Annotated in this window: 12 protein-coding genes and 1 other RNA gene; 4 read left to right on the top strand and 9 right to left on the bottom strand. The window is 44.7% G+C overall.

Translation table 11 applies throughout. The annotated features are described in order from the left end of the window. Positions 1-231: 231 nt before the first annotated feature. Both rnpB and rsmI read right to left on the bottom strand, forming a co-directional pair. Positions 232-662: RNase P RNA component class A (gene rnpB / locus R7E42_RS23390), an RNA gene on the bottom strand. 167 nt (positions 663-829) lie between these two features. Then, positions 830-1,693, bottom strand: coding sequence for a 16S rRNA (cytidine(1402)-2'-O)-methyltransferase (rsmI, locus tag R7E42_RS23385; protein WP_005372907.1), 864 nt, complete (start codon positions 1,691-1,693; stop codon positions 830-832). Positions 1,694-1,761: 68 nt separating this feature from the next. On the opposite strand from rsmI, the gene R7E42_RS23380 reads away from it, so the two are divergent. Genes R7E42_RS23380 through R7E42_RS23365 form a run of 4 tightly spaced genes read left to right on the top strand, consistent with a single transcriptional unit; the run spans position 1,762 to position 5,212 of the window. Continuing rightward, on the top strand, positions 1,762-3,573 hold the full coding sequence (locus R7E42_RS23380; protein WP_005372905.1) for a penicillin-binding protein activator: 1,812 nt from the start codon (positions 1,762-1,764) through the stop codon (positions 3,571-3,573). Continuing rightward, positions 3,560-3,928, top strand: coding sequence for a YraN family protein (locus R7E42_RS23375; RefSeq protein WP_005372903.1), 369 nt, complete (start codon positions 3,560-3,562; stop codon positions 3,926-3,928). The genes R7E42_RS23380 and R7E42_RS23375 overlap by 14 nt, the downstream gene beginning before the upstream one ends. Before the next feature lie 3 nt (positions 3,929-3,931). Next, entirely contained in the window at positions 3,932-4,522 is a 591-nt protein-coding gene (locus R7E42_RS23370) for a phosphoheptose isomerase (RefSeq protein WP_005372901.1), read from the top strand. 21 nt (positions 4,523-4,543) lie between these two features. Further along, positions 4,544-5,212, top strand: coding sequence for a BON domain-containing protein (locus R7E42_RS23365; protein WP_017633609.1), 669 nt, complete (start codon positions 4,544-4,546; stop codon positions 5,210-5,212). Positions 5,213-5,283: 71 nt separating this feature from the next. On the opposite strand, the gene sspB is transcribed toward R7E42_RS23365, so the two are convergent. The 7 genes from sspB to rplM all read right to left on the bottom strand — a co-directional run bounded on the left by sspB (position 5,284) and on the right by rplM (position 10,639). Continuing rightward, positions 5,284-5,769, bottom strand: coding sequence for a ClpXP protease specificity-enhancing factor (gene sspB / locus R7E42_RS23360; protein WP_005387408.1), 486 nt, complete (start codon positions 5,767-5,769; stop codon positions 5,284-5,286). A 17-nt stretch (positions 5,770-5,786) separates the two neighbouring features. Beyond that, a complete protein-coding gene (gene sspA, locus R7E42_RS23355; protein ID WP_005372897.1) occupies positions 5,787-6,422 on the bottom strand; it encodes a stringent starvation protein SspA in 636 nt (211 codons plus the stop codon). 96 nt (positions 6,423-6,518) lie between these two features. Beyond that, entirely contained in the window at positions 6,519-7,256 is a 738-nt protein-coding gene (locus R7E42_RS23350; protein WP_005372881.1) for a cytochrome c1, read from the bottom strand. Next, positions 7,253-8,518: a cytochrome b gene (locus R7E42_RS23345; RefSeq protein ID WP_005372880.1), complete on the bottom strand. Its 1,266-nt coding sequence runs from the start codon at positions 8,516-8,518 to the stop codon at positions 7,253-7,255. The genes R7E42_RS23350 and R7E42_RS23345 overlap by 4 nt, the downstream gene beginning before the upstream one ends. Next, entirely contained in the window at positions 8,518-9,108 is a 591-nt protein-coding gene (gene petA / locus R7E42_RS23340) for a ubiquinol-cytochrome c reductase iron-sulfur subunit (RefSeq protein ID WP_005372877.1), read from the bottom strand. The genes R7E42_RS23345 and petA overlap by 1 nt, the downstream gene beginning before the upstream one ends. Positions 9,109-9,802: 694 nt before the next feature. After that, positions 9,803-10,195: a 30S ribosomal protein S9 gene (rpsI, locus tag R7E42_RS23335; RefSeq protein WP_005372876.1), complete on the bottom strand. Its 393-nt coding sequence runs from the start codon at positions 10,193-10,195 to the stop codon at positions 9,803-9,805. A 15-nt stretch (positions 10,196-10,210) separates the two neighbouring features. After that, entirely contained in the window at positions 10,211-10,639 is a 429-nt protein-coding gene (gene rplM / locus R7E42_RS23330) for a 50S ribosomal protein L13 (RefSeq protein ID WP_005372872.1), read from the bottom strand. Positions 10,640-10,874 lie beyond the last annotated feature (235 nt).

Raw genomic sequence — 10,874 nt, 5'->3', positions numbered from 1 at the left:
AAGCCATCAATGGATTCATTTAATAACACGGAAATATGTTGGAAGGTTTCGGTCATAGCTTTCTCGTTGAATGATCTTGAAGCGATTCTTTAGTGTACTGATTTCCTACATCATCGCCACCACAAGTCTAAAGTTAGACGTGATTTACGCCAAGTTTATTGGTAATGACATAGTTTGCGTCAATTAAATGCAAAAAACCCATCACTACCGAAGTAGAGATGGGTCTCGAATAGGTGGAGCCGACACATAAGCCGGGTTCTGTTCCGCTTGCGCGGCGGTAGCCATTCGTCTAGGCCAGCAATCACTCACTGGCTCGAGCAACCTACCCGCCTCCTTACGCGAGCAACGCAATGTGGAGGCCTATTTGGTCTTGCTTCAGGTGGAGTTTACCCTGCTACGAACTATTGCTAGTCGTCCGGTGCGCTCTTACCGCACCCTTTCACCCTTACCTGTACCCTTACGGGCCATCGGCGGTCTTCTCTCTGCTGCACTTGTCGTAGGCTTGCGCCCCCCAGGCGTTACCTGGCACCTTGCTCTATGAAGCCCGGACTTTCCTCCCCTTTGTCAGTCTCCCGAAGGACGTCAACGTCAGTCTCCCAAAAGGACTTCGACGTCAGTCTCCCGAAGGACATCAACAAAGCAGCGACTACCCAGTCAGCTCCGAGGGCGGATTGTATAGAGTTCTCACTTCAGAGTCTAGTTAGATCACAGATATGATGAAATGAATGCACTAAGTGATGACTTTTTAGTCAGCGCGCCAAAAATAGATAATAAAAAGGCCGATTCCTAAACATCAGCCCTCATTGACCATTTATCTCGCTAGCGGCACTTAGTCTAAGTTTTCTAAGCCCCATTTATATAGCGCATTCTTCTTCAAGTTATGTATTTCTGCCACCAAAGCAGCTGCTTTTTTCAAAGGCAGCTCTTTGGTCAAAATCCCTAACGTGCGTAAAGCATCTTCAGGTAGTGAGTCGTCTGTTGTTTCACGATGGCCATGTACCAACAATACCATTTCACCACGCTGTTGGTTATCGTCACTTTTCACCCATTCAATCAGCTCACCTAACGGCATGCCTTGAATGGTTTCAAAGGTTTTTGTTAGCTCTCTTGCCAACACAACTTCTCTATCTGGGCCAAGAACGTCTAACATGTCTTGTAGAGAGTCTAAAATACGGTGCGGTGACTCGTAAAAAATACACGTACGCTCTACCGAAGCAATCTCTAGGAATTTATCCTTACGACCTTTGCTTTTCGGGGGTAAAAAACCTTCGAAGCTAAAGCGATCAGATGGCAAGCCAGAGGCACTTAACGCCGTAATGACCGCACAGGCACCTGGAAGAGGCACAACTCTAACGCCCGCTTGACGACATTTTGTCACCAAATGGTATCCTGGGTCGCTGATAAGTGGCGTACCAGCGTCAGAAACTAATGCGATAGACTGACCGGAAAGCAGCTTTTCTACCAAAACTTGTGCTTTTTGCTGCTCATTGTGGTCATGTAGAGCAAAAGTTTTGGTTTGAATATTGAAGTGAGACAGTAATTTGCCCGTATGTCGAGTATCCTCAGCGGCAATGATGTCCACAGTCGACAGAATTTCGATAGCACGTTGGGTGATATCCGCTAAATTTCCGATTGGAGTCGGTACGATATAGAGAGTTGGCCCCTCATTCGGCAACTTATTTTTATCTGTCATTTGTTTACCATCACTTCAACGATTAATATAGAGACAATTTTGTACAAAATTATAGAGAACTCACGGCAATGATTAACCATAAGAGACTCAGTGTACCACGCATACTTACTCCTGTTGCACTAGCAATTACGCTCGCCGCCTGTTCTTCAGGTCCAAGACAGCCTGATGGCGTTGATGTAACACTTGAGCCTACTCAGTCTGTTCAGAACTATATGATCCAAGCTGATAGCACGGAAGGCAGTTTACAAAATGACTGGTTGATCATGGCAACCAAAGCCGCGATTCAAGCAAACCAGTTTGATCAAGCAGAAATGTTGATCAAGCGCCTGGCTCGTCAACAGTTAACCGAAGTTCAGCAAGCAGAGTGGCAACTAGCGCGTGCGACCATACAGCAAAAACAGGGTAATTACTCTCAGTTGCTGCAATTGTTGAATTTTAAACCTTGGTGGAAGTTGCCAAATGAGCAATGGAAAGACTATTACTTGATGCGTGCCGACGCTTATCAAGGTCTTAACCAAGCGTTTGAGGCAAACCGCCAACTGGTTGCATTTGGCCAATATGCATCGTCCGCGGAGCAGAGAGAGATTTCTAGCCGTATTTGGATGAACTTTGGCAGCTACTCCGAGTACGAACTGACCTCATTAGAAACAGAGCCAAATGAAGATGTTTTGGATGGTTGGCTACAACTCGCTATTTATGCGAAAACGCTGTCGGGCAACTTATCCCAACTAAAAAATACCCTAGAACGCTGGTTAAACGAGAACCCATCGCACCCAGCCGCTATCTACACACCAGAAGAGATTCAAAACATTCTCTCTCTAGACATTGTTAAACCAAACAACACCGCTTTGTTACTGCCGCTTACTGGTAAGTTCTCGCCACAAGCGCAATTAATTCGTGATGGTTTTGTGTTTGCGATGATGAATGATCGTAACCGTGATCCAAGCGCTACCCTCACGGTAATCGACACTAATGCGTATAACGCCGACCAAATTAAACAACGTTTGATCAATGAAAACATCGACTTTGTTGTTGGTCCCCTAGAAAAAGAAAACGTTGAGCTATTGCACACAACCATGGATGGCTCAGAAAATGGTCCTACGATTCCAGCCCTTGCGCTAAATATTCCCGAAGATGTGCAACCAGATAGCAATATTTGCTACTTGGCATTATCACCAGAACAAGAAGCCGCACAGGCAGCGAAACACTTGTTCAGCGAAGGCTATAACTTCCCTCTGATTCTGGCACCAAAGGGCAGCTTTGGTGAGCGCGTAACTGAAGCGTTCAACAAAGAATGGCGCAAGTACAGCTCTAATAAAGTCGCAGCAAGTTATTTTGGCGACAAGCGCCAACTTCAAAAAGACATCAATGAAGTATTTGGTCTGCAAGAAAGCAAACAACGTATTGCTCAGATGCAATCATTAATGCGTATCAAGCTTGAAACACAGCCACGTAGCCGTCGTGATGTCGATGCGGTTTATATTGTTGCTAGAAGCACGGAACTGACTTTGATCAAGCCGTTTATCGAGGTAGCGATTAACCCAGACGCCAAAGCGCCACAAATTTTCTCTAGCTCGCGTAGCAACAGTGGCGGCGCGACTTACGAAGATCTAACAGGCATCATCTACAGCGATATTCCATTACTGATTGACCCAGACCCTAGCGTGACCGCTGAAATGAACGAGCTGTGGTCAGAGCAATCTAACATGGAAAAACGTTTGAAAGCACTGGGTATGGATGCGTATAAATTGATTGGGGAGCTGCCACAAATGAAGGTCGTTCCGGGCTACTCAGTTGGCGGCCAAACCGGTATTTTAAGTATCGACAATAATTGTGTTGTACAGCGTGAGCTAAGCTGGGCTGAGCGTGGGGCTCTTTAGCAAGCGCCAAATCGGAAATCAATATGAAGCTCTGGCGAAGCAGTATTTACAACGCCAGGGCTTAAACTTTATTGAACAAAATTTTCTGACTAAGGTCGGTGAGATTGATTTAATCTTCCAACAAGGTGAAACTATTGTGTTTGTTGAAGTCAAATACCGTAAGAACAATCACTTTGGCTCGGCAGCAGAAATGGTGACGCACGCTAAAATGCGCAAGCTAGTCAAAACCGCACAAGTTTGGCTTAGCCAACAAAAGCGCTTAAAACACAATATCGATTATCGATTTGATGTCATCGCCATTCATGATAATGGGCGAGATATCAACTGGATAGAAAACGCAATCTCTGAAGGATAAGCGATGCTAGACAGCATTAAAGACAGCTTTACAGAAAGTATTCAAATTCAAATCGCAGCAGCAGAGGCGCTGCCTGATGCCATTACTCATGCAGCTCAAGCGATGGTGTCGAGCCTGCTTAATGGCAATAAAATTTTATGTTGTGGTAATGGCGGCAGTGCTTCAAACGCTCAACAATTTGTTTCTTGTCTTTTAAACCGTTTTGAAACTGAGCGCCCTAGCCTACCAGCAATGGCCTTAACCGCCGATAATACTACCCTAACCGCAGTGGCCAACGATTACCACTACCAGGAAATCTTCTCAAAACAGGTACGAGCGTTTGGTCAACCAGGCGACATTTTGCTTGCCATGTCGACTAGCGGTAACAGTAAAAATATTATCAAAGCGATGGAAGCAGCCGTAACTCGAGATATGACGATTATCGCGCTCACAGGAAAAGATGGCGGAGAGATGGCAGGACTGCTCGGTGAGAACGACGTCGAAATTCGTATTCCATCACACCGCACTGCACGTATTCACGAAGTACATATGGTAACACTCCATTGTCTTTGTGATCTTATTGACCAGGTGCTTTTCCCTGCTCACGAAGAGTAACCAAGACTGAGAGTCAGAATTATGATACGTAGCCTCGTTATCTTATTAACAGCATTGAGTTTAAGTGGTTGCGCAGGTTTGTTTATCGCAGGTGCAGCAACCACAGCGAATATTGTCACGGACACACGCACGACAAAACAAATCTGGCAGGACAATAACATCGAATTCGAAGTTGCGGCGATCGGCAATAAAGCACCGTTTAAAGGTGAAGTTCGTGTCGTTGCCAGTTCATATAATGGGACTGTAGTCCTTATGGGACAAGCTCCGACACAAGACCTTATCCTTGCTTTAGAGCGAAGGGCTCGAGAAGTTAGTGGTGTAAAAGTCATACACAATCAAATCAAACAAAAAGAGCCACTCACTGTTACCCAGATTAGCAATGACAGCTGGATCACAACCAAAGTAAAGTCAGCTTTGCTTACTGATTCTGAGCTTAATGGTGTTAAGGTTAAAGTGATCACCGAAGATGGCGACGTTTTTCTGTTTGGTTATGTCACGCCAGAGCAAGGCGATCGAGCGACAGAAATCGCGCGTAATATCTCAGGCGTAAAACAAGTCATTAAAGGGTTCCAATACGGCGAAATGGAGCCTGTTGAAGTAGACTTACCGAGTGACGGTGTACAAACAATAGAAAGTGAGGCAAGTACAGAAAGTGAAGAGAACGTCGAAGTCTTTACGATTAGTGAGTAATTTCCAAAGTCTGGCTTGAAATCATCTTCAACAAGTTAAAAAGAAAAAAGCAGCGTTACGCTGCTTTTTTATTATTTAATCACTCTTAAGCTTGGTTTGCCTTTTGGTCGAGGAGCATCGTCCTCTTCGGCATCTGAATCAGAAACTAACTCAGAAGGCTCATCGCTAACCGTTGTGAACGATGGGGATGATTCTTCCTCGGTCATCGCTTCTTCTTCGATGTGAGTGTACGCTTCTTCTGGTTCAAACATAGTACCAGCACCATTCTCACGTGCATAAATAGCTTGAACAGCATACACAGGCACGATCACTGAGTGCGGACGACCGCTAAAGCGAGCATGGAAGGTAATCGCATCATTACCTAACTCAAGATTACCCACTGCACGTGGCGCAATATTCAAAATAATTTGACCATCTTGAATAAATTCAACCGGGACACGCACCCCTGGCATTGTTGCATCCACAACCAAGTGAGGAGTCAAGTCATTGTCTACTAACCAGTCGTAAAATGCGCGAAGCATATACGGGCGGCGAGCAGTCATTTTTGCAATATCCATAACGTGTTTTAAATCGCTTAGCGAACTAGGCGCATTTCACGTTCAGCTTCAGTCAAAGAAGCAAGGAACGAATCACGTTCAAATACGCGGTTCATGTATACCTTGATTTCTTTTGAACCAGGGCCAACAAGATCGATACCAAGTTGAGGCAAACGCCACAATAGTGGAGCTAGGTAACAATCGATCAAGCTGAATTCTTCGCTCATGAAGTACTCATATTCAGCAAAAATTGGCGCTAACGTCAGAAGATCATTACGCAGCTTTGTGCGTGCTTTTTCTGATTCTTCCGCATTACCTTTCATCACTTTTTCAGCGAGTGAATACCAGTTGCGTTCGATACGGTACATCATCAAGCGGCTGTTGCCACGAGCAACAGGGTAAACCGGCATTAGAGGTGGATGAGGGAAACGCTCGTCCAAGTACTCCATGATGATTTTTGAATCGTAAAGAGCTAGCTCACGGTCAACAAGAGTTGGCACTGATTTATATGGGTTTAGCTCAACAAGCTCAGCAGGAAGGTTTGCTTCGTCAACAAGCTCAACTTCAACACTTACACCTTTTTCAGCTAGTACAATGCGAACCTGATGGCTATACAAATCTGATGCACTTGAGAAAAGAGTCATCACAGAACGTTTATTGGCAGCTACAGCCATGGAGCCCTCCAGTACACTTACAAATAAAAACAATGGAGGCTAAGCCTCCATTGTACATCAATTAAAATTGGGAATTAGCACGGTATTTTAGCACAATTAATGCACATCGCGCCAATACTCTTTCTTGAGCATCACGACAACGATGGTTAGAAGCACTAAGAAGCCCATTACCCACCAGCCTAGAGCGTGACGCTCAAGCTGCACTGGGTCACCTGAATAAACTAAGAAGTTAACGAGATCGCCAACCGCTTTGTCATATTCGCCTTCACTCAGCTCACCCGTGCCATCGGTTTCAGTACCAACAACAACTTGTACTTCTTCGCCATCTACGATTTTCGTATCGTAAATAGGCGTCGGGATGCCCTGTAGCTCTTCAAGCACATGCGGCATACCAACACTCGGGAAGACGATGTTGTTCACGCCGAATGGACGAGATGGATCAACATAGAAAGAGCGTAAGTAAGTGTATAACCAATCAGCACCACGAACTCGTGCAACCAACGTAAGATCTGGTGGTGGAGCACCAAACCAGTTTGCCGCTTGCTTCGGTGGCATAGCATTGACCATTAGATCACCGATTTTCGCTTCAGGATTGAAAATCAGGTTTTCTTTCATTAAGTCTGTTGGAATTTCCAAGTCTGTTGCTACACGCTCGTAACGCTGGTATTGCGTAGAGTGACAAGCAAAACAGTAGTTCATGAATAACTTCGCGCCGTTTTGTAGCGAAGCTTTATCCGTAAGGTCAACATTCGCTTTATCCAGCGGAACATTGGCCCCAGCTGCCATCGCTAGTGATGGCAACATAGCAAATAGAATTACAATCCACTTCTTCATTTGAATGTCACCCTCTCTGGTAATGGTTTGGTTGCTTCATTTTTGCTGTAGAAGAACAGCAACACAAAGAACATGAAGTAACACAAGCTAAAGATCTGAGATAGTAGTGTGTACGTTGGTGTCGCTGGTAACGCACCTAAAATACCTAGAGCGATAAAGGCGATAGTGAACTGTACAATATTCAATAGATGAAGTTTGCTACGGTAACGGTATGAACGAACTTTACAACGATCCAACCAAGGTAAAACAAACAGCACTGCAATTGACGCACCCATTAGGATAACACCTAATAGTTTGTCTGGAACCGCACGTAGGATTGCGTAGAACGGCGTGAAGTACCATACCGGAGCAATATGCTCTGGTGTCTTCAATGGGTTTGCAGCTTCAAAGTTAGGCGGCTCAAGGAAGTACCCACCCATTTCTGGGTTAAAGAACAGCACGTAACAGAAGAAGAACAAGAAACCAGCAACACCGACCAAGTCCTTAACCGTGCCGTACGGATGGAAAGGAATCGAATCAATGATGTCATATTTCTTCGTGTAGTAATCGTGGAACTTGAATTGCGTTTTGTAATCGTCGCCCATTGAGCCTTTTGGCAGCTTAGTTTCGATACCATCCGGGTTGTTTGAGCCTACTTCGTGCAGCGCCAATACGTGCAGAACAACAAGAAGAAGCAAAACAATAGGCAAGGCAATAACGTGTAGTGCGAAGAAACGGTTTAGCGTTGCACCAGAGATGATGTAGTCACCACGAATCCAAAGCGTTAGGTCATCACCGATAACAGGAATAGCGCCAAACAGGGAAATGATTACCTGCGCACCCCAGTATGACATCTGACCCCATGGAAGTAGGTAACCCATGAACGCTTCAGCCATGAGAACAAGGAAGATCAACATACCGAAGATCCACAATAGTTCACGAGGTTTTTGGTATGAACCGTAGATCAAACCACGGAACATGTGAAGATACACAACAACGAAAAACGCTGACGCGCCAGTGGAATGCATGTAACGCAGAAGCCAACCGTACTCTACATCACGCATAATGTATTCGATAGACGCAAATGCACCGTCACCTGAAGGAACATAGTTCATCGTTAGCCAAATACCCGTTAGGATTTGGTTAACAAGAACCAGCATCGCCAGAGAACCGAAAAGGTACCAAAAGTTGAAGTTCTTAGGCATTGGGTATTCAGACAAATGCTTTTTATAAGCATTCATTGCAGGAATACGCTTTTCAACCCAATCTAACATTGCTTGCATTATGCATCTCCCTCATCAACACCCACAATGAGCTTGGTATCGCTCAAATACATGTGCTTAGGAACGACAAGGTTCAACGGAGCAGGTACTCCTTGGAACACTCGACCAGCCATGTCGAACTTAGAACCATGACAAGGACAGAAGAAGCCAGATCTTACGCCCTGCACCTGCTCTGAGAAAGAGTCAGGTAGATAGGTTGGTGAACAACCTAAGTGGGTACAGAAACCAACTGCGACGAAAAACTCTTCCTTAATCGAACGAAACTCATTCTGAGCGTACTCAGGCTGCTGCTCCATTTCAGATTGTGGATCGCGAAGCTTATCACCGATCGATTTTAAGTTATCCAGAACGCTTTGAGTGCGGCGAACAATCCATACAGGTTTTCCCTGCCACTCAACACGAACCAGCTGACCTGGTTCAATTTTACTTATATCCACTTCAACCGGTGCGCCCGCCGCTTTGGCTTTAGCACTCGGATTCCATGATTTGATAAAAGGCACGGCGACGGCGACTGCCCCTAACCCACCAACAACTGCCGTTGTAGCGGTTAGAAAACGCCTGCGACCGTTATTTAAAGGCGCGTTGCTCATCCAAACATTCTCCCATTTGCTCCCTTTGGATCGTTATTATTCCGCTTATAAGAGCATGGCTAACAAATAATGAATTTAGTTCTATTTATTGGAGGGAAATGATAAAGAAAACCCTACTTTTTGACAAGATAAAGCTACCTTTTTGTAACATTTGTGAGGCAAATCGCTCGCGTCGTCACAAAAGCGGCAGAATTATAAAAAATTGATGTGATTTGTAACAAGAAAGCACCACATAGAAGCCCCGCTGAAAGCGGATAAAACCTTTTATCTTGGTAGTTTTCAGTTAATTACACAGAGAAATATTTCGTATTACGCGTTCAGCTTACTGTGTTTATATTTTCAATTTTGTAGCACGCAGAATGCTCAAAAAGGAACGTAAGTCATTTTAAAACATGTTACAGGAAGAATAAGATACAAAGACATTCTTGTTGATGAATACATCTATGCTGCATCGCAAGAGAAAGCGTGGTGAGTCGCGGTTAAATAAGGCACACATATAAAACGGCACTGGCAACCTTTCGACGAAGAGGACGAATAAGAAGGTCTGCTCGGAGTGTGATGATAAGTGAAGGCTGTTCGTTGCTTGAAGACAAGTATGATGTCCTTAAATACAAAAAAGCCCGGCATAGAGCCGAGCTTTTGGTACACAGTTTCCAGAGTAACTCTGAAAAGCATAATTCCCGATAAGAGGAAATTAACGCTTAGAGAACTGTGGACGACGACGTGCTTTACGTAGACCAACTTTCTTACGTTCAACGCAACGAGCGTCACGAGTAACGTAGCCAGCTGCGCGTAGAGCAGGACGTAGAGACTCATCGTATTCCATAAGCGCGCGAGTGATACCGTGACGGATAGCACCAGCTTGACCAGAAATACCGCCGCCTTTAACTGTTACGTAAAGGTCTAGCTTTTCAGTTAGTTCAACTAGCTCTAGAGGTTGTTGTACAACCATACGTGCTGTTGGACGACCGAAGTATTCGTCAAGGTTACGCTTGTTTACTACAATGTTACCGCTGCCTGGTTTAATGAAAACACGTGCAGCTGAGCTTTTGCGACGGCCAGTGCCGTAGTATTGATTCTCTGCCATTTCCGAAATCCCCAATTAGATGTCTAGTACTTGTGGTTGTTGAGCAACATGGTTGTGCTCAGCGCCCGCGTAAACTTTTAGCTTACGGTACATAGCACGGCCTAGAGGACCACGTGGAAGCATGCCTTTAACTGCAAGCTCAAGAGCCATCTCAGGTTTACGATCGATCAACTTTTCAAAAGTGATAGATTTTAGACCACCTGGGAATTCAGAGTGACGGTAGTACACTTTGTTCTTAGCTTTGTTACCAGTTACAGCAACTTTCTCAGCGTTGATAACGATGATGTAATCACCAGTGTCAACGTGAGGAGTGTATTCAGCTTTATGTTTGCCACGTAGGCGAGATGCAATTTCACTTGCTAGACGGCCAAGAGTTTTACCTTCAGCGTCTACAACGTACCAGTCGCGTTTTACAGTTTCTGGTTTAGCAACGAAAGTTTTCATGCTAACAATAACCCGTTAATTAAATTTTAAACTTTAAAGGAACACCCAATAGTGCTCCCACACTGTCTAAGAGCCCAGTCATCACCCCTTCGAGTCGTTGGTACTCTCGACCTTCAATTTCGAAATAACTTCGATAATCAGGTCTGCAGTAACGGTGGGTCGCAGGATTATAGAGAAGAGCGAAGAAAAAATCACCTTTTTTTGCGCCAAATCACTAATTTTTTCTTCACTTTTT

This window comes from Vibrio sp. Vb1337, assembly GCF_033338715.1.
In the GTDB taxonomy this organism is placed as follows: domain Bacteria; phylum Pseudomonadota; class Gammaproteobacteria; order Enterobacterales; family Vibrionaceae; genus Vibrio; species Vibrio alginolyticus.
This window is presented reverse-complemented; position numbering and strand designations above follow the sequence as displayed.